The 26,065-nt window shown below is 38.9% G+C and carries 21 protein-coding genes, 2 pseudogenes and 1 riboswitch; of the genes and pseudogenes, 20 read left to right on the top strand and 3 right to left on the bottom strand.

The features are described from left to right. Positions 1-228: 228 nt before the first annotated feature. Positions 229-804, top strand: a complete 576-nt coding sequence (locus tag ACFX4L_RS16640) for a GNAT family N-acetyltransferase (protein WP_377385277.1) — start codon at positions 229-231, stop codon at positions 802-804. A 68-nt stretch (positions 805-872) separates the two neighbouring features. Here ACFX4L_RS16640 and ACFX4L_RS16635 read toward each other — a convergent pair whose 3' ends face one another. After that, positions 873-1,199: an antibiotic biosynthesis monooxygenase family protein gene (locus tag ACFX4L_RS16635; protein ID WP_377385278.1), complete on the bottom strand. Its 327-nt coding sequence runs from the start codon at positions 1,197-1,199 to the stop codon at positions 873-875. Between the two features lie 374 nt (positions 1,200-1,573). On the opposite strand from ACFX4L_RS16635, the gene ACFX4L_RS16630 reads away from it, so the two are divergent. The 7 genes and pseudogenes from ACFX4L_RS16630 (at position 1,574) to ACFX4L_RS16600 (ending at position 7,122) form a co-directional block, all read left to right on the top strand. After that, a complete protein-coding gene (locus ACFX4L_RS16630; protein WP_377405684.1) occupies positions 1,574-1,801 on the top strand; it encodes a nucleotidyltransferase domain-containing protein in 228 nt (75 codons plus the stop codon). A 17-nt stretch (positions 1,802-1,818) separates the two neighbouring features. After that, the gene (locus ACFX4L_RS16625) at positions 1,819-2,349 is read left to right on the top strand and encodes a hypothetical protein (RefSeq protein ID WP_377405682.1); all 531 of its coding nucleotides are present in this window, start codon (positions 1,819-1,821) and stop codon (positions 2,347-2,349) included. A 73-nt stretch (positions 2,350-2,422) separates the two neighbouring features. After that, positions 2,423-2,974, top strand: a complete 552-nt coding sequence (locus ACFX4L_RS16620) for a dihydrofolate reductase family protein (protein ID WP_377385281.1) — start codon at positions 2,423-2,425, stop codon at positions 2,972-2,974. Positions 2,975-3,302: 328 nt separating this feature from the next. Beyond that, positions 3,303-3,560 (top strand): annotated as a pseudogene (locus tag ACFX4L_RS16615) (ATP-binding protein); the annotation flags it as partial. Between the two features lie 218 nt (positions 3,561-3,778). After that, positions 3,779-4,648, top strand: a complete 870-nt coding sequence (locus ACFX4L_RS16610) for a cation diffusion facilitator family transporter (RefSeq protein WP_089365108.1) — start codon at positions 3,779-3,781, stop codon at positions 4,646-4,648. Positions 4,649-5,108: 460 nt separating this feature from the next. Further along, entirely contained in the window at positions 5,109-6,737 is a 1,629-nt protein-coding gene (gene abc-f, locus ACFX4L_RS16605; RefSeq protein ID WP_377385283.1) for a ribosomal protection-like ABC-F family protein, read from the top strand. 235 nt (positions 6,738-6,972) lie between these two features. Further along, complete coding sequence (locus ACFX4L_RS16600; RefSeq protein WP_155727281.1) at positions 6,973-7,122, top strand: SunI/YnzG family protein; 150 nt, start codon at positions 6,973-6,975, stop codon at positions 7,120-7,122. A 646-nt stretch (positions 7,123-7,768) separates the two neighbouring features. On the opposite strand, the gene ACFX4L_RS16595 is transcribed toward ACFX4L_RS16600, so the two are convergent. Next, the gene (locus ACFX4L_RS16595; RefSeq protein ID WP_377405680.1) at positions 7,769-8,674 is read right to left on the bottom strand and encodes a MerR family transcriptional regulator; all 906 of its coding nucleotides are present in this window, start codon (positions 8,672-8,674) and stop codon (positions 7,769-7,771) included. A 49-nt stretch (positions 8,675-8,723) separates the two neighbouring features. Between ACFX4L_RS16595 and ACFX4L_RS16590 the strand changes: the two genes are divergently transcribed. The 7 genes and pseudogenes from ACFX4L_RS16590 to ACFX4L_RS16560 all read left to right on the top strand — a co-directional run bounded on the left by ACFX4L_RS16590 (position 8,724) and on the right by ACFX4L_RS16560 (position 17,845). Then, positions 8,724-10,118 (top strand): APC family permease, encoded by a 1,395-nt coding sequence (locus tag ACFX4L_RS16590; protein ID WP_377385286.1) that lies wholly within the window; start codon positions 8,724-8,726, stop codon positions 10,116-10,118. 136 nt (positions 10,119-10,254) lie between these two features. Continuing rightward, complete coding sequence (locus tag ACFX4L_RS16585; protein ID WP_377385288.1) at positions 10,255-11,727, top strand: aldehyde dehydrogenase family protein; 1,473 nt, start codon at positions 10,255-10,257, stop codon at positions 11,725-11,727. A gap of 82 nt (positions 11,728-11,809) precedes the next feature. Continuing rightward, positions 11,810-12,991, top strand: a complete 1,182-nt coding sequence (locus ACFX4L_RS16580; protein WP_286141139.1) for an iron-containing alcohol dehydrogenase — start codon at positions 11,810-11,812, stop codon at positions 12,989-12,991. A gap of 188 nt (positions 12,992-13,179) precedes the next feature. Further along, on the top strand, positions 13,180-14,652 hold the full coding sequence (locus ACFX4L_RS16575; protein ID WP_377385291.1) for an aldehyde dehydrogenase family protein: 1,473 nt from the start codon (positions 13,180-13,182) through the stop codon (positions 14,650-14,652). A gap of 281 nt (positions 14,653-14,933) precedes the next feature. After that, entirely contained in the window at positions 14,934-15,935 is a 1,002-nt protein-coding gene (gene speB, locus ACFX4L_RS16570) for an agmatinase (RefSeq protein ID WP_061462658.1), read from the top strand. Positions 15,936-16,099: 164 nt separating this feature from the next. Beyond that, a riboswitch (glycine riboswitch) is annotated at positions 16,100-16,198 on the top strand. Positions 16,199-16,251: 53 nt separating this feature from the next. Continuing rightward, positions 16,252-16,574 (top strand): annotated as a pseudogene (locus ACFX4L_RS16565) (PTS sugar transporter subunit IIA). 368 nt (positions 16,575-16,942) lie between these two features. Then, positions 16,943-17,845 carry an aldo/keto reductase gene (locus ACFX4L_RS16560; RefSeq protein ID WP_377385293.1) on the top strand — a complete coding sequence of 301 codons (903 nt, stop codon included), beginning with the start codon at positions 16,943-16,945 and terminating at the stop codon, positions 17,843-17,845. 107 nt (positions 17,846-17,952) lie between these two features. Here the strand turns inward: ACFX4L_RS16560 and ACFX4L_RS16555 are convergent, their stop codons facing one another. Next, positions 17,953-18,414: a VOC family protein gene (locus ACFX4L_RS16555; RefSeq protein WP_061462662.1), complete on the bottom strand. Its 462-nt coding sequence runs from the start codon at positions 18,412-18,414 to the stop codon at positions 17,953-17,955. Positions 18,415-18,729: 315 nt separating this feature from the next. On the opposite strand from ACFX4L_RS16555, the gene ACFX4L_RS16550 reads away from it, so the two are divergent. The 5 genes from ACFX4L_RS16550 to treP all read left to right on the top strand — a co-directional run bounded on the left by ACFX4L_RS16550 (position 18,730) and on the right by treP (position 26,014). Beyond that, a complete protein-coding gene (locus ACFX4L_RS16550) occupies positions 18,730-20,046 on the top strand; it encodes a MarR family transcriptional regulator (RefSeq protein ID WP_377385295.1) in 1,317 nt (438 codons plus the stop codon). 84 nt (positions 20,047-20,130) lie between these two features. Beyond that, a complete protein-coding gene (locus ACFX4L_RS16545) occupies positions 20,131-21,237 on the top strand; it encodes a mandelate racemase/muconate lactonizing enzyme family protein (RefSeq protein ID WP_377385297.1) in 1,107 nt (368 codons plus the stop codon). A 29-nt stretch (positions 21,238-21,266) separates the two neighbouring features. Then, positions 21,267-22,685 (top strand): YfcC family protein, encoded by a 1,419-nt coding sequence (locus ACFX4L_RS16540; RefSeq protein ID WP_284471106.1) that lies wholly within the window; start codon positions 21,267-21,269, stop codon positions 22,683-22,685. A 17-nt stretch (positions 22,686-22,702) separates the two neighbouring features. Further along, complete coding sequence (locus tag ACFX4L_RS16535; protein ID WP_284471105.1) at positions 22,703-23,845, top strand: M20 peptidase aminoacylase family protein; 1,143 nt, start codon at positions 22,703-22,705, stop codon at positions 23,843-23,845. A 717-nt stretch (positions 23,846-24,562) separates the two neighbouring features. Continuing rightward, on the top strand, positions 24,563-26,014 hold the full coding sequence (treP, locus tag ACFX4L_RS16530) for a PTS system trehalose-specific EIIBC component (RefSeq protein ID WP_377385300.1): 1,452 nt from the start codon (positions 24,563-24,565) through the stop codon (positions 26,012-26,014). Positions 26,015-26,065: the final 51 nt, after the last annotated feature.

The raw sequence follows: 26,065 nt of genomic DNA, 5'->3' as shown, positions 1-26,065 counted from the left end.
GGCAAAAATTCAAAGGGAATCTCAAAAAGGGGTTCGGAATTTTTTAATTCCGAACCCCTTTTGTCTACAAACTGAGGCGTTTCTACAAAAGTAGAACGCCTTTTTATTATTAACATTAACGAGGATTCAATAATTCTTACAGCGATAAAGAGTTGATTATCGGCATTAATTAGGTAATGATTGAAATAGTAAAGAATGGAAAAAGGGACTTGGGGGGAGGGGATTTGGATGGAAAAAGCATTTCCGCTTATTGAAACACGCCGATTGATTTTAAGGAAAGTTACAATAGAGGATGCTGGAGATATGTTTACATACCTATCTGATACAGATGTCGTGAAGCCAATGGGGTTGTATCCATGCCAATCAGAAAATGAAGTATGGGATGAAATTAAGTGGTACGAATCTATATTCAAAGAAGGTACAGGAATTAGATGGGGAATTACATTAAAAGAATCCGGTAAGGTTATAGGCAGTTGTGGTTTCCTGAATATGGTCACCAAACATCATCGAGCTGAAATTGGATATGAATTAAATAAAGATCATTGGGGAAAAGGCATTGCAAGTGAAGCATTGGAAGCCGTTGTAAAGTATGGTTATCGTCACTTTCACCTGGAAAGGATAGAAGCTTTAATTGAACCTGCTAATAGCCCATCCTATAAACTAGTGGAAAAACAAGGATTTAGAAGAGAAGGAATGCTGAGGCATTATGAATATACTTGTGGCAAATTCGATGATTTATATATGTACTCACTTATAAAAGAAGATCTTAATGACATTTTCTTATTACAGTGTGAAGACCGCTAAAAAGCGGTCTTTTTCTATAGCTGAAAATTCATAAACACAACATCTATGTACATGAAGTCTTAGTTTGCTTACTTGATTGAATAATCTCTTTCAACCTTGCAAATTCGGGTTGTGTATGACGAGTACCAATCTTTCATTCCTTTTTCTTGTGCTTTTTTGTGGGCAGCATTTTCTTTCCAAAGCTTAATGGCATCTAGGGATTTCCAATAGGATACTGTAATTCCTACTCCGTTTTGATCTCTTACGCTTTCGACTCCTAAATAGCCATCTTGTTGGGCGGCAAGTTCGTCCATGAAATCAGCGGTTGAATTGTAGCTTGTAGCATCTCTATCGTTTCTTTGAGAAGTGAAAATACAAGCGTAATAGGGTGGTTCAGGTGTATTTGCAAGAAACATGGAATGGCGCCTCCCTCTATCTTAATATTCAAAATAATATCACATAGGGAAGAACGTGGATAGGGGCTATTCCACAATATAGAAAACTGATTGTAAAATTGAAAATCGGTCCAGGAAAGAAAATATTTACAGACAGCCTGTGCAAGGTGAAGTGGGGCCTTGATCTCTGGCCAAGAAACTAATAAAAGCCTAAAAAGTTTTCGGAAGCTCTTAATTTCCTTAATAAGCCTGTTCAGCGGAAGGTTTTTTCTCCTGATGCACGAATATATTACATTTAAGGTTTTTACAAAAAAAGGAGATGGTTTCTGTGTGCGGGATTTGTCAGTAAACATAAAGAAAGAGATGTATTTTTACCGAAACAACGCGATATTCATTTGAAAAAGGCATTAAAGGATCTATCAGCAGATCCTGATGTTTTAGCTATTTACCTAGCCGGTTCATTAGCAAAAGGAAACTATGATCATTACTCTGATATAGATTTGCACACCATTGTTATTTCAGAAAGGAAAGCAGAATTTTTAAAGGAAAAAGGGATAGAGCCAATAACTGGGGAAATGTTTCATTTCACGAAGACTACAATCCTTCTTCACCGTATGTCGTAACTCATTATGATACCTTTGTGAAAGTGGATAGCTGGTATCACTCACCTGAGGAAATGGTACCTTCCATCTGGTTAAAAGAGGTTGAAGTCATTTATGATCCCTTTCATATTATGGGACATGTTATTGAGGAATCAGCAAAGCAAGTGTATAAACCTTCACCAGATGAAGTTGAACATTGGAGAGGAAAGCTGCTTGCTTTTGTCCATGAAACCTACAGAGCCGTTATGAGGAGAGAAATGTTATATGCACTATCCAATCTTGATAGGATACGGTGGCTGATTGTGTCTGGGTGGTATATGGAAATGGGAGAACATATAGATGGGCCCTATGGAGTTTGGTCGAAAATTGAGGGCAAAATAAGTAAATTAGATGAAAAACAATTATCCCTTTTAGAAAGTTGGAGTTGTGGACGTAATTCAAATGAAATTATTAAAACGTTGAGAGGTATGATCCCAGAATTCCTTAGACTAAATAAATATCTTTGTACTCAAGTGGGTGTCGAAATAAATGAAGATCATATCAAAAGAATAATAGATATGGTTATCTGATACCATTTACAAAAGGTGATGGGACACTCGTTGTTCATGTAAAATGTATAATCACTTTTGGAGGGATGACTAAGTGGCAGAATTGGTATATCATGTAGCGGTTTCACTGGACAATTTCATTGCCGACCAAGCTCTTTTGGATGGGAATATCGATCAAACACTTTTCTTATTTGAAGGTGATCATGTCCCAGACTTTTTATCCGATATCCAGCAATATGAAGCAGTGTTGATGGGAAGAAAAACGTATGAATTTGGATTTCAATTCGGAGCTAAACCGGGTGAACCAGGCTATAAGGGTTTGAAACATTATATTTTCTCGAACTCCCTTCAGTTTGAATCGAACGAGGAAGTAGAACTTATAAAAGGAAACGCCGTAGCTTTTATTGAAGACCTAAGGCAGAAAAGTGACGGTAAGTTATGGCTTTGCGGGGGCGGCGAATTGGCTGGAACGTTGTTGAAACATAAACTCATAGATCAATTGGTGCTGAAAGTGAATCCAATCATCATCGGTGAAGGTATCCCTCTTTTTGGCAGTGTTAAGCCAGGTCTGAAATTAGATTTAGTTGAAATGAAACAATATCAAAACGGAGTGATTAAATCCGCGTATAATATTATTTATACATAGGAATTAGGGACGGGCAGCTAAATAAGAACTTCATTCCCTAATTAGGGATGTTTTATTTCATGGTGGGGGTTGCGTTGGAGCAGCCCTTTTCTTTTGTAATAATTAAAGTTTACTAGTGAAGTGACTTTTTAATTCCCTGGTTATTGAAGATGAATTCTCCTCAAAATGAACAAATGATGGCTTATCTTAAGTGAAAAGCGAAAATATTCAATGAAAATTAATGAGAAGTTTATTTTTAAATCATATCCTTTCAATATAACTTGAAAGGAGAATACTATGAAAAGATTATTTAAAGTATTAAAGAATATATTTTTTATATTCATTGCCGTTATGGCTCCAAAGGTTATTTGATAACATTTTTCAAAACGCATTAAAGCACTCGAAGGCTGACAAACTTGAGATAACCATTGAAAAAAATGTGGTGATTATCAAGGATAATGGAATTGGTTTTGTTATCGATAGTAAAAGTAGAGGGCTTGGTTTAAAAATAATTGAGGACATAGCAAGGATCCTGCAAATAAAATATAATTTACAATCAAATGAAAGAGGAACTTTATTTTGTTTTACAGTCGAAAAAACGATTTAAATCTCACTTAGCTCGTTATTTTGCGGCGTGATGCAAGATTATTTCATGCTGGGCTTTTTGTCAAGTTTCCGTAAATATTATTCTTTTCAGATAGTTTACCGAATGCAACATAGTTATCTAGCACTTACTTATATAAAACGATACAAAAAGGTTGCTATAGACCCACCCATTTTTAAGTTGATATTATATTCATGTACTTAATTGTGGGGGGAAGTTGAATGGAAGAACAAAAATATAATGACCTCAAATTAGGCGAACGTGGTGCAATCATTAGTATCATTGCTTATATTTGTCTATCAATCATGAAATTGGCTATAGGATACATAAGTGACTCAGCTGCATTAAAGGCGGATGGTTTGAACAACACCACTGATATTATCGCCTCGATTGCTGTACTGATCGGATTAAGGCTGGCTCAAAGACCCCCCGATAAAGATCATGGTTATGGCCATTGGAAAAGTGAAACGATTGCTTCGATGGTTGCTTCATTTATTATGTTTGCTGTTGGTTTACAAGTTTTAATAGATGCAGTTGCTTCCATGCTAAAAGGTGGAAAAGAATCACCTGACATTATGGCAGGGTATGTAGGCGTTTTATCAGCAATAGCTATGTATTTTGTATATCGGTATAATAAAAAGCTTGCTATTAAGATTAACAGTAAAGCCGTTCTGGCAGCGTCAAAAGATAATATTTCCGATGCTTGGGTAAGTATCGGAACAGCTATAGGGATTTTCGGCTCCCAATTAAAAATGCCTTGGCTGGATTCCCTAACTGCCATCATTGTTGGACTATTAATATGCAAAACAGCCTGGGATATATTCATTCAAGCCTCCCATGAACTTTCTGACGGATTTGATGAAAATAAAATTCAACTTTATAAGGATGTAATTACAAATCTGAATGGAGTCAAGGGGATAAAAGAAATTAAAGGGAGGAATTACGGGAATAATGAAGTGATTGATGTTGTGATCCTTGTCAATTCTACGTTGGATATTAAAGAAGCTCATGATATTGCGACCCATGTAGAAAAAGTGATGATGAAGAATCATGGAGTATACGATGTTCATGTGCATGTAGAACCTAATTAATGAACTCTTTTTTTTTTGAGCATTAAGAAAAGCGGGTATATATTAGCTTTACAAACATATAATAATGTGCAATCATTAATTTATTACATTGGAAGGAAAAGGTACCTTATACAATGAAGCAGTAATCTTATCTAATAAACAGTAAATCTAAATCTATTTCAATGGGTGTAAACGGTTAGGTATGTTCAATGCAAGTGTGCGTCACTTTGTGTGCTTACCGATTTTATTGGTGAGTTCTAAGTGAGCGTCAATTTTTCATTTGAACAAGAATCTTTTTAGATACCCATGTGAGATTTTTAATGATTATGTTTAGAGATGGGATTCGTCTGTTCGTTTATAGGTACTAATTCATATACAAATACTTTTTCTGGTATCGAAATCAGGAGAGGTATATTTGGTTTATGTATATTAATTTAGTAACAGGCGATCTCTCTCTAGAAAAAATAGAGGGGGATTTTTCATGTTATTTTTAAAGGCGAATGATTTAAAGAAAAGCTACGGGAACCGTGAAGTTATTTCCGTTGATTCACTTCATCTATACAGTCATGACCGTGTTGGTTTAGTTGGTAGAAATGGAGAAGGCAAAACGACTCTGCTTTCTATATTAGCAGGCGTTAATGAACCAGATTCCGGTCATATAGAAAGCTATGGAACAGTCAGCTATATCCCACAGATAGAGGAAAATGAACAAGAAATAAGCGGAGTATTAACGAGTATATGGAAACTGCCAGATGAGGATCAAGAAATGATAAGCGGCGGCGAACGGACTCGAAGAAAAATCGCCGCTGCCCTGACCTCCAATGCGGATGTATTGATTGCGGATGAACCTACTAGCCATTTAGATGTATTCGGAATTGAACAATTGGAAAAGGATTTAAAGTCTTTTAATGGCGCTATATTGCTTACTTCACATGATAAGGCATTCTTAAATCATCTTTGTACAACAATATGGGAAGTTGAGCAAGGCAAGGTTACTGTATATGAAGGGAATTACGAAGCGTATACAAAGCAGAAGCAAGCAAAAACAGAAAAAGAAAAGAAGGAATTTGAAGAGTATACTCGCGAAAAGAATAGATTGAAACAGGCTGCACAAAACCTGCAAGGCAAATCTGATTCAATTAGGAAAGCCCCTAAACGAATGGGCAATTCAGAAGCAAGGCTGCATAAACGCAGCGCTGGGAAACAAAAAGCGAAACTGAACCGTTCTGCTGAAGCGATTGAAACTCGGATCGAAAAATTAGCAAAAAAAGAAAAACCGCGGGAAGATCCTCCTATCATTTTTGATATTTCAGAATTTCCATCACTGCACAGCAAAAGGGTCATTCGATTTAATGGCTGTTCCCTGAAGGTCGGTTCTAGAATGCTGAAACAACATATTTATGGCGATGTTCCCCTGGCATGCAGACTCGCCATCAATGGTCAAAATGGTTCAGGAAAATCGACATTACTGAAAAAGATAGTGAAACGTCACACAGATATATATGTCGCGAAGCCGGCAAAGATAGGATTTTTTGCACAACAACAAGAAAATTTGAATGAAAGTAAAACGGTACTTGAAAATATTTTGGAGGATAGTCCCTACAATCAAGCCTTCATTCGTACATTATTATCACGATTGGCTTTTAAAGAAAATGACGTTCACAAACAAGTATCACTCTTAAGCGGTGGGGAAAGAGTCAGGGCCTCGCTGGCAAAAGTTTTTTTGGGAAACTATAATGTATTGGTTTTGGATGAACCTACAAATTACCTGGATATAAATACGAAAGAGGCTTTAATCGAAGTGTTAAAAGCATATCCAGGAACAATCGTTTTTGTGAGTCATGATCGTTCATTGATCCAATCACTTGCAACGCATGTACTTTCACTCGAGGATGAACCTCTGAGAGTAAGAACTGTCAACCAGGAATCAACAAAATTGGATAAGGGCATGGATGGCCATCAAGTTAAACAGGATGAACTTCTTATGATTGAAGTGCAAATCATCGATACACTTGGGAAACTTTCAAGGGTTATGAATGAAGAGGAAAAGGAGGAATTGGATAGGGAATTCCTACAGCTTTTAAGTAAGAAAAAGCAGCTTGAAGGTTAAGTGTTAAGTGCAATCATAAAAGGCTCTTCTCCATCGAGAGGGGCCTTTTAATGGATAAAAAAATGTTTATAGTAAAGAATTAGTTTCTCAGAACATCGTATGAACATATTCCCTCTATTATCAAGTTAACTTATATGCTTAAAATAGAATTCTATAAAAATAAATTAGTAGTCATTAATAAAAAAGTGGATGATAAATGTTGAAATTAACCAGGAACATTAAGGAGGGACTTATTTTGATTGGAATTCAAATTGAAAAAATAAATGAAAATTTGATCATTAAATGGCAGTTTTCCAAAGTGACAATCCCAATCTCGGACATCATGGCAATAACTAACGATGATACCTATGGGGGAGAAGGGAAAAGTGCGATTAGAATATTTTAGCTTCTCTTTTAATAAACTTTTTAATTAACTTTAAAGAGCCTTTGTTACGGTAAGTACAAAGGCTCTTACTTTTTAGCATTAAAAATTAAAAACGACTTTATTACCGAGATGCATTAATCAAACTATTCTGCTTCTGAAGTATACCCTCTTCTCCACTGCTATGGGTGGATTTAGTAACCTATTTCTTCTTTTTTATGCAAAGTAGACCAAGAATTAAAGCCAATTGTTCCAATTATATCTTTGGCATCTTTACTTTCAATCCCTCAGCGAATGCGTCTTTTTTTCATTATAGTTTTTTTGAAAGAAAATCTATCAATCTCTCTGCTTGTCTATATTCTGTAATGTTTCTTGCTCATAAAAACGTGTTACATCTTCGTTAGAAATGCAAGTAAAATACCTTCTGCATCCTCTTTTGTCATTTCTCTTAGTAATAGTCTTTCTGTGCTAATTTTGGGAAAACATTTTATCTTCTTTCCCTCTTTTTAATAATTAACTATTCTTCTTTAACGGATGAAATATAATCCACATCCTTTTTAGATTAGTGGTATCAGTATGTCAAAGTTTCATAGATTTCTTGCACCAGAACCTCTACTCCTATTTTTTTTGTCTAAACCACACACATAAACATTTGTCCTGCGCAAATAGGTCAGACCTTTTGAACGGGAACTTGAATTTCAAAGGTAACCTCGTTTGGTTTATCTGTGATCGTAATATCAACATGCATAATTTGCAGCGCATCGCCGGTAATTTGATAACCACCTTCATCAAGATAATCCATTATTTTACTCAAGCTTTCACTTCGGTTCCATAATAATTCCCCATTATAACGGATACACGCAAACAACCCAGCCTGAATGATTCTTTGGTGCTGCTTTGGTATTTTTTCTTTATTTTTTGCCACAACAAAAATGACTGATGGTTCTTCAAAACGTTTAGATTTAAGATCTGCTTCCTGGATGAGAATTCCTAGTCTGTTACTGGCCAGAATTGGTGACTTCTCAGCAAGCATATTTTCTAGCCTTATAACTCCATAACAGAGCTCTAAATTATTATTGATTTTTTCATTCAATGTAATTAATTTCCTGGCTCCTATTTTGTGGAACATGACTGTTTGTAGTTCCTTTTCTCTTGATATTTGATCTAAATATTCAATTTTTTTCTGGATATTTTCTTCCAAGTCAGTTAATTCATTTAGCTTTGAAACAAGATCTGCGTGTTTGACTTTAAGAATGTCTAAAGACTTACTGAAATTACGTTCATTGAAATAATCCTTTATTTCGTCCGTACTCATTCCAAGTTGCCGTAATTCTTTAATGGTTCCTAAAACCTCGTACTGGAAAATAGAATAGTAGCGATATCCCGAATGTGAATCGATATATTGCGGCTTGAATAAGTTAATCCGATCATAATGGCGCAAGGTCTCCGTAGTCATCCCTCGTAACTTTGCCATCTCACCAATAGTTAATTTTTCTTTCAGTTTAATCGCCCCCTTAAAAAATATAATACAGGTGTTGACCTTTGTGTTACAACAACCTTTATAATCAAAATACACAATAATTCAAATCTTCTGAGTATTCTTTATAAATGTGGGGGAGCTGATTATGAAACGGAAAAAACTTGCTAGAACACTTACTTTGTCACAGGTTGTTTTTTTAGGGATTGCTTGGAATAACCCCATGGTATTTTTTAATACCTATGGAATAGCTACCGTAACCTCACATGGTGTAATTACGGGTGCGTATAGTATTGCATTTCTAGCAATATTTTTTACAGCACTCAGCTATGGAAAGATGGCAAAAGCATACCCTATCTCAGGTTCAGCTTATACATTTACTCAAAAATCTATTAATCCTAAAGTTGGGTTTATTGTTGGTTGGACAATTATGCTTGATTATATGTTAACACCTATGGTGACGTGTTTGATGTCCACTGTCTTTTTAAGTGCAGTGTTTCCAGGGATTCCACATTATGTGTGGATTATTCTTTTAACTTCTATCATAGTTGTACCGAGCATTCTAGGGGTAAAGACATCAGCATCTGCAAGTAAAATTTTCGTTATTGCTCAAATCATTTTCGTTAGTCTTTTCTGGATATTAACCGTCAAAAATTTATTAGATGGAGTAGGGACAGGCACTCTTTTCTCGAGTAAACCATTATTCAATTCAGAGGTTCCCTTGTCAGTAATCTTAGCAGGATCCTCAATTCTTTGTTTTAGTTTTCTTGGTTTTGACTCACTTACTACCTTGTCAGAGGAAACAATCAATCCTGAAAAAACCATCCCAAGAGCTATTATCATAATGTTGCTGTTAATAGGGGTTTTGTATATTGGCTCTTCCTACTTAGCACAATTGGTCTTTCCGGGTTTTTCATTTGAAAACACTGATTCAGCAGCCATGGAAATCGCTATACTTGTAGGAGGAAACCTATTCAAATCATTATTTATTACTGCGGTAATTATTGGTAACTTTTCTTCAGGAGTTGCTTCAATTACAAGCGCATCACGTGTGTTATATGCAATGGGCCGGGATTCAGTATTGCCTGAAAATCTATTTGGTTATATTCATCCCAAATTTAAAACACCGTCACACGGTATTATCGTGATAGGAATAATTTCTTTACTAGGCGTCGTGTTAACTTTGGAGCAAGTTATCAAGTTTATCAATTTTGGAGGGCTCATTGCTTTTGCATCTGTTAATCTATCTGTCATCGCCCATTATTTTATAAAAAATCAGAAACGATCTTTTAACGATTGCATAAGGTATTTATTTTTACCGTCCATGGGCGCAGTATTTACTATGTGGTTATGGTCACATTTAGAAATAGAGGCATTGATTCTTGGAGGCATTTGGGTGATATGTGGCTTAGCATATCTTCTTTATATGACAAACTTTTTTCGCAAGCCTCTTCCTGAGTTTCATTTTGATGAAGAGATCATTCCTCAAGAGGTAGAAGATGTGAATGAAAAAATTCTTTCCCAAAAGGTAGAAGACTTTTAATCAGTTTCTTACACTGAAGTAAGTAAATGTATCTAAAGGAGGTGTAATATTTTGAAAATAAAGAAAAATGAAAGCGCTACCTATTTTTAAAGCGAGATCGTTAAAGTAAGAATAACGAACAGGAGGTTTTTTCAAATTGTTGAAGCTGAAAAAGTTTATAAACGGTGAGTGGATGGATTCTTTGAGTAAAGAAAAGAGTAATGTTGTTAACCCCGCAAACGGTAAGATCATTGCGGAGTCTCCCAACGGAAATGCAGAAGATGCCCGGATGGCCATTGATGCGGCTCGAACCGCCTTTGATTCCGGCATTTGGTCAGACCTGCCGGCTTCGGAGCGGGCTACCTATTTATTTAAAATAGCAAAGAAAATTGAAGAACATGCATCTGAGCTTAGCCAACTTGAAACAGCCAATACCGGAAAACCTCTTAAAGAGTCAGAGTTTGACATTGCTGACGCAGCGGATTGTTTTCGCTACTATGCCGGTTTAGTCACAAAACCGGATGGCCAAACGTATCCTGTTTCTGGTCCTGTACAGGCTATGGCTGTTCGAGAGCCGGTAGGGGTATGTGGACTGATCGCTCCGTGGAATTTTCCTTTACTGACGGGAGCTTGGAAAATAGCCCCTGCCCTTGCTGCAGGAAATACGATTGTATTTAAAACATCCGAGGTCACTCCGATTACGACTACTAAATTATTTGAGATTATCGAAGAAGTTGGCATACCAGATGGCGTTGCCAATCTAGTTATGGGTGGTGGTGCAACAGTAGGAAATGAACTAGCGGAAAGCGATAAAGTTGATATGGTTTCGTTTACTGGCAGTACCTCAACGGGCAGAAGCATCATGAAAGCAGCAGCTGGAAATATTAAAAACATTGCACTCGAATTAGGCGGCAAGTCACCTAACATCGTTTTTGCCGACGCAGACTTTGAGACAGCCGTAGATTATGCTTTATATGGCATTTTTGTCAACGCCGGCCAAATTTGTAATGCAGGATCGCGTTTGCTGCTGGAAGAGAGCATTCACGACAAGTTTATCGATAGACTGTCAGAGAAAGCAAAAAAGATCCGGGTCGGCCCAGGTGATCAACCGTCTACACAAATGGGTGCCCTTGTCAGTGAAGCACATATGAATAAGGTACTCCAATATATTCAACTTGGCATAGAAGAAGGGGCGACATTAGCCTGCGGAGGCAAGCGTATAACAAGCAATGGACTTGAAATGGGCTATTTTGTTGAGCCGACGATATTTGTTGATACCAAACCGGACATGAGAATTGTTCAGGAAGAAATATTCGGGCCAGTACTTACCGTGCAAAAATTTAAAGATGAAGCGGAAGCCATCCAACTTGCCAATGATACTCCATACGGCCTCGCAGCAGGTGTATTTTCACAAGACGGTGCGAAGGCTTTAAGCGTGACTAAGAAAATAAGAGCCGGAATTACGTGGATTAATGCTTATAACCTAGCCTACAATGAAGCACCGTGGGGAGGCTACAAACAGAGCGGAATTGGCCGTGGATTAGGAACTTTTGGTTTAGATGAGTTTAGTGAGGTAAAACAAATCAACATTAATTTAGAAGTGGAGCCAACAAAGTGGTTTGATCATTAAAAATGGAGAAGTAGATATAAAAGAGGAAAAGAGAGTGAGTCACTTACTATTACACTGTTTGAAAAATTGAAAGGGGATATTAATGATGATCTGGGATTTTAATTTCAATCTACCTACATCTATAGAGTTCGGGAACGGAAAAGTTAAAAATATTGGGAAAAGAGCAAAAGAGCTAGGAGGAAAAAAGGCACTTCTTATTACCGATAAAGGACTGGCGCAAACTGGAATTTTACAAAAGGTTACCGATTCGTTAGACCAAGAAAGTGTCAATTATATTGTTTTTGATGAAATTACTCCTAATCCAAAAGATGTAGATTGCCATAGAGCCTATCAACAATTTAAAGACGAGGAAATAGATCTTTTGATAGGTCTTGGCGGCGGAAGTTCGATGGATACAGCAAAAGCAATTGGTACACTTTTAACCCATGGAGGAGAGCTTAGGGATCGTTACGGTTTAAATTTACTAGAGCGAGAAATAACTCCCCTTATTTGTATCCCTACAACTTCAGGTACCGGAAGTGAGGTTACAACAGGTTCTGTCATTACAGATACAGTTACAAAACAGAAAGAGGCTATACTTGACATTAAATTGGCTCCAAAACTAGCAATTTTGGACCCTGAATTAACTCTAACTCTGCCTAAATCTATTACTGCTGCTACCGGAATGGATGCACTTACACATGCTATCGAAGCTTATACCAGCAATATTGCTGAACCCATTTCCGATGCTCTCAGCCTTTATGCAATTGAATTAATTGCTAAGTACCTTCCGTTAGCTGTAGAAAATGGGACCGACTTAGAGGCAAGGAAAAATATGCTTGTAGCCAGTTTAATTGCAGGTATGGCATTTGATAACGCGGATCTTGGTGCTGTACATGCTATGGCTGAACCACTCGGCGGTCTTTATGATACTCCACATGGGGTAGCGAATTCTATCTTTCTTCCTCATGTTTTTGAATTTAATATTCCTTCAAACCTGGAAAAGCATGCAATTGTAGCTGAAAAACTTGGAGCAAATAAAGAAGGGAAAACAATAGAAGAAACTGCCTATGATGGTGTTGTATTGTTAAAAGAGCTTGCACGTAAAATTGGCATTCCTGATTTTCGAGATTTAAGTAATGTCAATCCCGAAGATTTCCCATTCCTCGCTGAAGGGGCATCCGTTCATTTGTGTACACAGGCTAATTCACGAAAAGTGACACCTGCAGATTATTTGGAATTATTTCAAAAGACTTATGAGGCGAAAAACACAACATTAATTTAAAAATTTAACTAGATTAATGTTGATCTAGAATTTTTGAATCGGCGGCCGGCTTGATGGGAGTTTTAATTGGGCGGCCGCCATGGTTTACAGAAAACATGCGTATGCCCACTTGCTGCGGGTACATAATTAGCTATTTATGGATATGAGATTGCTATAAAGTAAGAATAACGAACTGGAGGTTTTTCAAATTGCATAAGTTGAAAATGTTTATAAACGGTGAGTGGATGGATTCTTCAAGTAAACAGAAGAAAAATATTGTAAATCCGGCAAACGGCAAGATCATTGCAGAGGCTCCCAATGGAAATGCAGAAGATGCCAAGATGGCTATTGATGCAGCACGACTAGCATTTGATTCTGGGATTTGGTCGGACTTACCGGCTTCGGAACGGGCTTCCTATTTATATAAAATAGCGGAGAAGATTGAAGAAAATGTATCTGAGCTTAGCCAACTTGAAACAGCCAATACCGGAAAACCTCTTAAAGAGTCAGAGTTTGACATTGCTGACGCAGCGGATTGTTTTCGCTACTATGCCGGTTTAGTCACAAAACCGGATGGCCAAACGTATCCTGTTTCTGGTCCTGTACAGGCTATGGTTGTTCGAGAGCCGGTAGGGGTATGTGGACTGATCGCTCCGTGGAATTTTCCTTTACTGACGGGAGCTTGGAAAATAGCCCCTGCACTTGCTGCAGGAAATGCGGTCGTGTTTAAACCAGCCGGGATAACTCCGGTTACCACTACCAAATTGTTCGAGATTATCAAAGAAGTTGGCATTCCAGATGGCGTTGCCAATCTCGTGATGGGCGGTGGGGGAACCGTAGGAAATGAAATAGCGGAAAGCGATAAAGTCGATATGGTTTCATTCACTGGCAGCACCTCAACGGGGAGAAGCATCATGAAAACAGCTGCTGGAAATATTAAGAACATTGCCCTCGAACTAGGCGGCAAGTCGCCTAACATCGTTTTCGCCGACGCAGACTTTGAGACAGCAGTGGATTATGCTTTATATGGGATTTTTGTAAATGCAGGTCAAGTTTGTAATGCAGGATCGCGTTTGCTGCTTGAAGAGAGCATTCACGACAAGTTTATCAATAGACTGATAGAGAAAGCGAAAAAGATCCAAGTCGGTCCTGGTGATCATCCTTCTACAGAAATGGGTGCCCTTGTCAGTGAAGCACATATGAATGAGGTACTCCAATATATTCAACATGGCATAGAAGAAGGGGCGACATTAGCCTGCGGCGGCAAGCGTATAACAAGCAATGGGCTTGAAAAGGGCTATTTTGTTGAGCCGACAATATTTGTTAATACCAAACCGGACATGAGAATTGTTCAGGAAGAAATATTTGGGCCAGTACTGACTGTACAAAAGTTTAAAGATGAAGCGGAAGCCATCCAGCTTGCCAATGATACCCCATATGGCCTCGCAGCAGGTGTATTTTCCCAAGACGGTGCAAAGGCTTTAAGAGTGATTAAGAAAATAAGAGCCGGAATTACATGGATTAATGCCTATAATTTAGCCTACAATGAAGCCCCGTGGGGAGGCTATAAGCAGAGCGGAATTGGCCGCGGATTAGGAACTTTTGGTTTAGATGAGTTTAGTGAGGTAAAACAAATCAACATTAATTTAGAAGTGGAGCCAACCAAGTGGTTTGATCATTAAAAATGGAGAAGTAAAGATAATTGAGTAAAAGAGAGTGCTTACATCGAGAAATTTTTGACTTTTTTTAATAGAGGAAGCATTTTTTTGAATTACCATTATTTCAAATATTATATCTAAAGATGGCCTGGAACAGAAAGAAATCTGTGTCGGTTCCTGGTAGTCATTATTGACAACACAATTCCGTTTTGTCTAGTTTTATAGGTTGGCATGAAGCTTGCATATATATTAGGAGAACATTAGGAGACATTAGGAGAACGTAATACAAGTGGGAGGCAAAGTTCATGTCGAATAATAAAAAACAACATCTTAATTTACCTTTTACCGGAATCTGTACTTTCGGGAAATATCCCGTATGTCCTGATCTAGACCAGTTAGATGCAGATGTAGCTGTCATTGGAGTTCCAAATGATATGGGAACACAATGGAAGTCAGGAGCAAGAATGGGTCCAAGAGGAATTCGTGAAGGCTCTACATTATATAGTTTCGGGTTAGATGGCGCCTATGATATTGAAAATGATATCATGTATCTTGGCCCGAAATGGAAAGTAGTTGATTGCGGCGATGTAGACATGGTACATGGGGATATGATGCAATCCCATGATAATACGGAAGAAGCCATTCGAAAAATCGTTTCAAAAGGTGCAATGCCGGTTGTTTTAGGTGGAGATCATTCCATTACAATACCAGTAGGAAGGGGCTTGGGAGAACTCGGGCCATTTCATGTGATCCAGATTGATGCGCATTTAGACTGGGCAGATCACCGTTCAGGAATGCGGGTTGGACATGGAAGCTGCATCCGCCGCTTATCTGAAATGAATCATGTTCAAAAGATTTTCCAATTGGGCATTCGTGGAATCAGCAGCAGTAAAAAAGAAGATGTCGATGCTTCCAGAGAATACGGAAGTGTCATCTTGTCTCCACGTCAAATGAGAAAGATGGGATTTGAACAGGTGCTGGAACTTATTCCAGCAGGTGAAAAATATTATATTACCATGGACATTGATGGCCTCGATCCATCGATCGCCCCTGCGACAGGCACGCCTTCTCCTGGAGGCCTGCTTTATGATGAAGTCAACGAAATACTCCATGGAATTGCAAAAAGAGGAGAAGTAATCGGTTTTGATATGGTAGAAGTAGCTCCTCCTTACGATCATGCGGGAATAACTGGACAAGTGGCAGCACGTCTCTCATTAGACTTGCTTAGTTATGTTTTAAAAGAAAAAGAGAAAAACCAGGATACAATCAGCGATCAGCAAGAGCTGAACTTCATAAAAAAGCATTAGTCTATTAAATTTGAAGGCGTTTGCTGATATAAAGTGATTTTCCTTCGTTTTATCATTTCTTAGTTTTCTGAATATGTATAAATAAAGAGTGATACCATAAAAACCACTTATGCAAATAATTTACGGTCACAAATATTTACAGTGTTTCAAAAAAATATAGCGGATGACGATTGTGTGAGAGTGCAATGCACAGCCACCGAAGGATCAAGTTCCAAAAAAAAACTTGGAACAAATCTCTCAGGTAAAAGGACAGAGAAGGGAATGTTGCCATTACCCTTTTCTGTCCTTTTTTGCGAACAAAAAAGAGGGTGTTCATATGACGAAAACGAAAGAGGATCTATCTGAATTAACATTTCAATTAATTCTCCATAGCGGAAATGCCCGCAGTTGTGCAATGGAAGCCATCGCCTTGCAAAAACAGGGTAAATCAAGCGATGCCCAAGAAAAATTAAAGGAAGCGGAAGATGAGTTTGCTGCACATAAAATCCAAACCGGTTTGATTCAACAAGAAGTGAGTGGTGAGGTATTCGAAATTCCAATGCTCTTATCCATGCTCAAGATCACTTGATGACTTCCATGACAACAAAAGATTTAGCGATAGAAATCGTTGAATTACACAAGAAAACTTCAAAGAACTAACTAAGGATTTTGATATTTCATGCTAGCTAGATGGAAATGAATTCTTGATTATTCGATTAGGAGGTTGCTACGGCAGCCTTTTTCTTATGGATCTTACGTGGGATTCTGCATCCACAAGGGGGCGATATATAACTTATCTAAAGTTCATGAACCTAACGTTCTAAAAATGTGGCATGTGAGGGTCACTCAAGATTAGGATTCTTCGAAATTTTAAATTATACTAAGATTCATTGCAGGAGCCAAGGATACTAGCACAGAATTAACCAATATGTTATGAAGGATAATAAGGAAAGAAACCGCAACATAGGTAAGCCATGACAAACACCTAATTAGCAAGCCCAATCATGATATAAAAGGGGAGAAACAACATGCAAAGAGTCAATCTAACTGAAGATCTAAGTCTTTCACGCATTGTTCACGGTATGTGGAGATTGGCAGATTGGAAATTTTCCACCGAAGAAATCCTATCTCTTATTGAACATGGAATGGATCGGGGGGTCACTACATATGATCACGCTGATATATATGGTAGCTACACATGTGAGGAGATTTTTGGGAACGCCCTTTCATTAAAGCCATCTTTACGCGAAAAAATGGAGATCGTTACGAAATGTGGCATAGTCATACAATCAGAAAACCGCCCTTCTCATAAAAGCCACCATTATAACACTAATAAAACTCACATTATAAAGTCTGTTGAACAATCCCTTATGAATCTTAAAACGGATTATATTGATTTATTACTTATCCATCGTCCTGATCCCCTGATGGACCCATCGGAAACGGCTGAGGCGTTTAATCAATTAAAAGAATCAGGAAAGGTCCGTAACTTTGGGGTATCGAACTTCAAAAAACCGCAATGGGATATGCTTCAAGCGTACCTTGAATATCCTCTAGTAACAAATCAACTGGAACTTTCTACATACAATCTTGAAAACTTCGAAGACGGAACCATTAACTTATGTCAGGAAATGGGCGTGGCTCCTATGGCATGGTCACCACTCGCAGGAGGAAGCATCTTTGAAGAATCAAACGAAAAGGCTGTCCGCTTAAGAAAAACGTTAGAAATCGTAAAAGAAGAAATCGGTGCTAATGGAATAGATGAGGTTATGTATGCATGGCTGTTGAGACATCCTGCAAAAATCATTCCGATCGTTGGTTCCGGTAAGAAAGAACGACTGGATAGCGCCATTGATTCACTAAATCTAAGTATGAAAAAAGAACAATGGTTTAACATTTTAACTAGCTCGATGGGGCATGATATCCCGTAATGCATTTGTGCCCTTGAACAAGAATCCTTCCCCAGAAGCAATGGGACACCCGGATGGGGGGTCCCATTCTTAAATTGCAAAAATAACAACTGGAATCATCTCTCCATTTAAATTGGGAATCGTTTATACCAATCTTCTAATGACATCTCTCCAAAACTTCCCTCAAAGTCCAGCCTTAATGGAGCAATCAATTCAAGTACATTTCCGTCTGGATCATCAAAATAAATGGCCGCATGGGCTTGCGGGTTATTATCGAGAACCAAAGGCTGCTGTCCTTCAGTAAAATTAAAGAAAGGCCGAATGTCAATTCCTCTATTTTTCAGCCAATCTTTCGCCGATGGCATGTCACCTATATCAATTTGTAATGCCACATGACGGATGGAAGGATGATAGGGAATTTCCACTTGGTTCGTTTTCCAAAGACCAAGCCAACTTTTCCCTTTCTCAAGCCAGAAGAAAACGACCCTCTCGCTTTGATAGGCAAGTTCTAAATCAAGTTTGCGGTAAAAATCAATCGACCTTTGCATATCTGATACTGGTAAATGGGCTTCATAGAGACCTTTGATCATCTTGAACTCCTCTCAGAAAAAACGTTTTGTCAGTGATTTAGTTACTTTAAATGTGAAACTAAAAGTTGGTCATTCGAAATTAAAACCGGATAAATTCCATGGGAACGTAATACAACATGATTCTCCATTCCCTATTAATAAGATACAATAAAAAACAAATATGGGCGATGTTAGTTTGTCGTAAGGTGACATTTCCGAAATTTGATGATGAAACAGGCTTAAACTCAGATGCAGGATTTTGGTGAATATTTGTAGTTACTAATACGATTCTACCGTTATAATAAAAATAAAATTTCATTTTCGAGGTGAAGCAACATGAAAATCGGTGTAATAGGCTCAAAGTATTTTTTGGAATCCTTATCTGTCCACTTTCCTTTGTTTCCTGAGGTACAATTCATTTCCTTTCAATATGATCTGCCGGAAGAAACCAGTCTATTAATAGAAGATGCCGGTAAACAAACTGATCTAGTATTGTTTTCAGGTTCCATCCCTTTTTATTATGGATACGAACAAGTTAAAAGAAATTTAATAGAAGCTATATATGTCCCTTTTGATGAATTGACAGTTGCGCTTTCGTTGTTATCTATTTCTCATACGGAAAAGGTTACTATAAATGAAATCTCAATCGATTTACCGGATAAAAACCAGTTAATGAAGGTATTGGAAGAATCGGAAGTCGTAGTAAAATCCCTTTATGTGAAGGATTACCCGTGGGTTTACAAAAGGGAAGAAGGCACCCAGACACTAAATATTGCCGAATTCGTTCAATTCCATAGCAACAGGCATAAAGAAGGAAAAACCCATTTCGCACTAACGAGCATTCATGCTGTTTATCAGGAACTTCAAAGGCTATCCATTCCTTCCAGATTTATGGTTCAGCCCAAACATACCTTAATAGAAAGTCTTACAGGAGCTATATCTTTGCTGAAACTGAGGAAAACGGAAGAATCACAGATTGCTGTCATTTCCATTCAAGATTATCAACAAAAGCTTAATGAAAGTGATCTATTTTTAAATTTTTTACAGAAATTGAGTAAGAGATTACAGGCTCGCGTTTCTCTTGAATACTTTAATCCACATTTGATTTATACTACACGCGGAGCATTGCAGGCGTTTGAATCAGATATTTATGATGAAATCATCGGACAAATGGAACAAGAATTTAAAACCTTCTTCCAAATTGGCATTGGATATGGATATACGATTCAAGAGGCGGAAAAACATTCGGCACAAGCATTATTTTTTACCGATAAATTCCTAAAAAGAAAAACGGTAGCATGCTTGGTGGATGAAGATCAAAAACTTCAGGGACCATTATTTGAAGGGAATCACCAAGTGGAATTGAAAAATGAAGATGAAACCATTCAAATACTGGCCAGGGAACTAAAAATGAGTGCGAAAAATATAAAATTGATTCATCGGTTTATTTCGATAAATCATTTTCGGGCTTTTTCAGCAGCAGAGCTAGAGGAATACATGAGTTGTACCAGACGATCGGCAGAAAGATTCGTTAAAAGACTTACTGAAGGCGGCTGTCTCAGCAAAATTGGAGAGGAACATCCATATGGGCAAGGAAGACCTCGGAACTTATATGTACCAGCGGAGAAATTCAAGAAACTTACCGAAAATTAAATTTTCAGACTTTACAGGAAAAGGAGATTGGTATATATTGTTTTTATTAACGACATATAGCGACAGTGAAAGGGGAGGTTTATTTTGCTTATTGAACGTTGTGAAATTCATGCCACACATTTGCCATTAAAAGAGCCATTTGTCATTTCCTATGAAACATACAAGCATATGCCCTCTGTTATCGTAAAATTAATAGCCGATAACGGGCTGGTGGGATATGGGGAGGCAGTGCCTGATGAACATGTAACTGGGGAATCGTTTTATTCGACATTCGAAGTACTAAAGCATGTCCTGTTACCTGCTGTAAAGCAGGAAAACCCATTTAATATGGAAATGATTCACGATATCATGAATTCCGCCATCAGCGGAAATCCCTCGGCAAAAGCGGCCATTGATATAGCTTGCTATGACCTGATGGGGAAATACACCAAATTGCCGATTTATGATTTATTAGGTGGGAAGTTCCATGAATCCCTCTCTTTCGCTAAGGTTTTAAGTATAGACGAACCGGGCATGATGGCTGAAAAAGCACAGGAAGCTGTCGACCAAGGTTATAGTTCTTTAAAGCTTAAGGTTGGCTGGGATATTGAATCAGATGTAGATCGGATTGCTGCAGTTCGACAAAAAGTCGGGAAGAAGGTTCCAATTCGGGTTGATGCGAATCAAGGATGGGGCACCTATGCCAATGCACTTCAGGCAGTGAAGGCTCTGGAACCATTTAACCTTTCATGGTTGGAACAGCCGATTAGAATGGGGGATATTGACGGTCTTGCTGAGCTTAAGGAAAAAACGACGATACCACTAATGGCAGATGAAAGCATCCATAACGGAACCCATCTGCAGGAAATCATTAAAAAGAAAGCTGTAGATAAAATCAATATTAAACTAATGAAATGCGGCGGAATCTATCAGGCTATCCAATTGGCAAAGACAGCAGAGGTCGCAGGAATCAGCTGCCAAATCGGATCAATGGTAGAATCCTCGATCGGGTCTGCAGCAGGGTACCATACAGCCATTTCACGAAAAAACATTACCAGCACTGAATTGACTGGTCCGCTGCTATTCAGTCTCGATATTGGGAATCTTGATTATGAAATACCGTATGTCCATCTTACAAGGGAACCTGGGCTTGGAATCGTAATTAACGAGGAGGTTCTTGAGCAATTAACCATAAAAAAAGAGCTGGTTTAATTATAAGATTTACAGGATGAGGTGAATGGATGGAAACCGAAAAAAATATTGTGCCGGTCAAGAAAAAAGCTTGGTTAAAAGTACCGCATACATACACACTTATCTTCATCATAATCATCTTGGCAGGACTTGCTTCATATGTGATTCCGGCCGGTGAATTCGACCGGGTTAAGGATGAAGAATCGGGGAGAATGCTTGTAGTTGATGGAAGCTATCATGCTATTGAACAAGACCCTGTTAGCTTTTTTGACCTTTTCACCTCCATTCCATTGGGATTGGAAAAGGGAGCCCAAATTATTTTTTATATTTTTCTTGTAAGTGGTGTATTCGCAATCATACGAACTACCGGGGCCATTGAAGCAGGGGTATACAAAGGGGTCCGATCTCTTGCGGGGAGGGAAAAGCTTTTAATTCCTTTGAGTATGCTGCTTTTTTCCATTGGCGGTTTTAGCATGGGGATGGCAGAAGAGACCATTATCTTTGTACCGATCGGTATCGCTATAGCAAGGGCAATGGGCTTTGATGCAGTTACTGGAACGGCCATGATTACACTTGGTGCAGCCAGTGGGTTTTTCGGGGGCATGCTCAATCCATTTACGGTAGGGGTGGCGCAATCACTGGCTGAAGTACCTTTATTCTCTGGAATCGGTTTTCGATTCGTTATTTATATTTTTGTACTGTCATTTGCCATTTGGTATGTTAGCCGGTATGCGAATAAGGTTAAGCGAAATCCTGAAAATAGTGTAATCTATGATATTGAACTAAAAGAAAAACAAACGGCTGGTTTGGTCGATTTCCCCGAATTGACGGGCCGACACAAGCTGGTCTTCATAGCGATGACCTTTGGGCTGGCTTTTAACATTTATGGTGTGTTCAAATGGGATTGGTTTTTAACCGAGCTTACCGCTTCTTTTTTGATTATGGGCATCGTTAGCGGGCTTGTAGGGGGGCTTCAGCTTGGGAAAATTTTCGATTCATTTATCGATGGGGCCAAAGCAGTAACATTTGGGGCATTGATCGTCGGTTTTGCAAGGGCTATAACAGTAGTGCTGGAAGAAGGGAAAATCATAGATTCATTGGTCTTCATGGCGGCGTCCGGGATAAGCCACTTACCGCAAACGTTGAATGTGGTAGGCATGTTCTTCACTCAAGCAATCCTGAATTTATTCATTTCTTCGGGTAGCGGACAGGCTGCCGCAACAATGCCGATCATGGTTCCCATTACGGATATATTGGGTTTGGAAAGACAGCTTGCCGTTCTTGCCTTCCAATATGGGGATTCGGTTACGAATTCCATCATTCCAACGTCATCAGCGTTGATGGGATATTTGGCCATCGCTGGGATTCCCTATGAGCGATGGGTTAAATTCATTTGGAAATTAGTTCTCGGGTGGACTTTGATTGCTTGCATTGCACTCATGGTTGCAGTGGCCCTTGGTATTTCCTGAGAGAAAGGAGTGGTTTGATGAAGGAATTATTGAATGAAATAAAACCTCAAGTTTTGGAGATTTTCCACCATCTTCATGAGAATCCTGAAGTGAGCTGGAATGAATATGAGACTACATCTTATATTTCAAGGGTCCTCAAACAAAACGATCTTAAAGTGACCAGTTTTGTGGATATCCCTGGAATCGTGGGGACATGGTATCCAGAGGAAGGGCGAAATAAGTTAACGGTCGGATTGAGGGCTGATATGGATGCTCTCCTTCAGGAGGTGGATGGGACAATACGTGCCAACCACTCATGTGGGCATGATGCTCACATGACGATTGTATTGGGTGTGTTGTTGTTATTAAGAAAAATGAAGGCAATTCTTCCAGGTACGTTAAAGTTTATTTTTCAGCCTGCCGAAGAAGTTGGTGAGGGTGCTTTAAAGATGATTGAAAAACAGGTATTGGATGATGTTGACTTTCTCTTTGGTCTTCATTTGCGCCCTATTCATGAGATTAAGCATGGACAAGCTGCTTCAGGCATCATTCACGGGTCAGCCGATACAGTGTTTGGTGAGATTCACGGATTTGATGGACATGGTGCCAGGCCTCATTTGACTTTAAACGCCATTGAAGTGATCAGTGCCATCGTTGAACAGCTTAAAGGAATACGGCTAAACCCGCAATTATCTTATTCAGTCAAAATGACACAGGTTTCCGCAGGAGGGGAAAATGCAAATATTATACCTGGGTCCTCCAAGTTCAGTCTTGACTTACGCGCCCAAACGAATGAAGCGATGGACGAATTGATCGAGAAGGTGGACGATGTTTTGAAGAAAATGTCCATCTTCCATCAATGTCAAATTACCTTCAAGCACAAAGAAAGAGTTTATGCAGCATCCATTGATCAAGAAGCGGAACGATTGATGGGGAAGGCAATAGAAAAAACCTTGGGGGCTAAAGGGCTCGTTAAGCCCATCATCACTCCCGGCGGTGAGGATTTTCATTTTTATACAAAGGAAAGACCTGCAATTAAAGCCACGATGCTGGGTGTTGGCTGCAATTTAGAGCCAGGGTTGCACCATCCCAACATGGTATTCAATCAGGAAGCCATTTTCACTGGTATTGAGATATTAACCAGGGCAGTCATTGAAACTTTTTATAAGTATAACAAATAAAAAGGTACCACTTAATTTTTAGCCGGCTAAATTCTCCGAAAATGATTGCTAGGAATTAGACTTATTTTGTCTTTAATTATTCAAGTTAATGGTAAACAAGCGAGGCCACTAATTGATTAGTGGCCTTTGCTTGTTAAAGATTGGTCTTGGCAGAGAATTTTTTGTTATTTCCCCCAAAAAATCTTCCATTCCAACGATGAACCTGGAGTCGAACAGCGGGACATATGTCCTTTCCGGAATTTTATATGCTATTAAATAATATGTCTAACTTTATTGGGTCAGATCAAAGGAGTTCCATCTAACTGTTAAAACAAAGTTGATTGGAACGAGTGCGAGACTCCTGCGGGAAAGGTGCGTCAGAGGGAGACACCGCAGGGCAAAGAGCACTGGGGGACGGACCGCGAGTGCCTTACGTTCCACGCAAAGGTCAAATTTTAAAAACCTAAAAAAAACTGGTCTATAGGTCTGAGAGGAGCATCCTAGCTCCTCTTTTTATTATTTAAATATAAATAAGTACAGATTATTCATTTTTCTCCGATTTTAATACACTTCGTTAAATCGTTAATGAAAGTAAATGAAAATCAATCCTTTTAAAGTGAGGAAAAAATTCTTGACAGAACCTGTACGTACAGGATAATATGAAAGCGTATACAAAACCTATACGTATAGGTTGTAAAATAAACTATATTTTGCTTTCTAGGGAAAGGAAGTAGTGAAATGGGTAAATACACAGAACCAGCAATGGATTTGCTTCAACATGTCGGAGGGAAAGAAAATATTGCGACAGTTACGCATTGTGCGACAAGAATGCGTTTTGCTTTGAAAGTCCCCGCCAAGGCGGACGTAACGAATATTGAATCGATTAAACTTGTGAAGGGAACCTTTACACAAGCTGGCCAGTTCCAGGTCATAATCGGGAATGAAGTATCATCCTTTTATAATGAATTCGTTTCCATAGCTGGACTGCAGGAAGCGTCAAAAGAAGATGTGAAAACGGCAGCTAAACAGAATATGAGCTGGCTGCAGCGGATGATTTCCCATCTTGCGGATATTTTCACCCCGCTGATTCCTGCCATTGTCGTTGGCGGCCTTATTCTTGGATTCCGCAATATCATCGGGGATATAAAAATGTTCGATGATAGCACAAAGACACTTGTGGATATTTCACAATTTTGGTCAGGGGTCCACGCCTTCCTTTGGCTTATAGGTGAAGCTATTTTTCATTTCCTTCCTGTTGGGATTACATGGTCCATCTCGAAGAAAATGGGCACAACTCAAATTCTCGGCATCGTCCTTGGTCTGACCTTGGTTTCCCCACAACTACTTAATGCATATGCAGTGGCAGGAACGAAGGCAAGTGACATACCTTTTTGGGATTTCGGTTTTGCGCAAGTCGATATGATCGGCTACCAGGCCCAAGTCATTCCAGCTATACTTGCAGGGTTCGTTTTGGCGTATTTAGAACGGTACTTGAGAGATAAAGTGCACAATTCCATTTCCATGATCGTCGTTCCATTTTTTGCTTTACTTCCAACTGTGATCATTGCCCACACCATTTTGGGGCCTTTAGGTTGGAAAATCGGTTCAGTCATTTCTACGGTTGTATATTCCGGATTGAATTCATCAGTTGGCTGGCTATTTGCTGCCGTTTTCGGCTTTGCATATGCTCCGCTTGTCATCACAGGCCTGCATCACATGACGAACGCTATCGATCTGCAGCTTATGAGTGAACTGGGCGGAACGAATCTATGGCCAATGATCGCTTTATCCAATATTGCACAAGGTACAGCAGTTCTTGCGATGATTTACATCAACAGAAAGGATCAGGAGGAAAGACAAGTTTCCATTCCCGCCACGATCTCATGTTATCTCGGTGTAACCGAGCCAGCCATGTTCGGCATTAACCTTAAATACGGCTTTCCGTTCTTAGCCGGTATGATCGGTTCACTTTTCGCAGGCATCGTTTCAGTCGGATCGGGAGTAATGGCAAACTCTATCGGTGTTGGAGGGATCCCAGGTATCCTTTCCATCCAGCCACAGTATATGGGAATGTTTGCACTCGCGATGTTGGTCGCTTTCGTTGTGCCATTCATTTTGACTATAGCATTCTCCAAACGTCCTCAAATGAACTTGAAAACAAGAACGAAAACAACGAAATTAAATGCTTGATAATGCGGAGGGAGAGCATTCTCCCTCTTTTTTATCATACTGATAAATGAT

The organism is Peribacillus sp. YIM B13482 (assembly GCF_042787975.1).
GTDB lineage: Bacteria > Bacillota > Bacilli > Bacillales > DSM-1321 > Peribacillus > Peribacillus simplex_A.
Note: the sequence above shows the minus strand (reverse complement) of the source record. Positions and strands in the feature narration are given on the sequence as shown.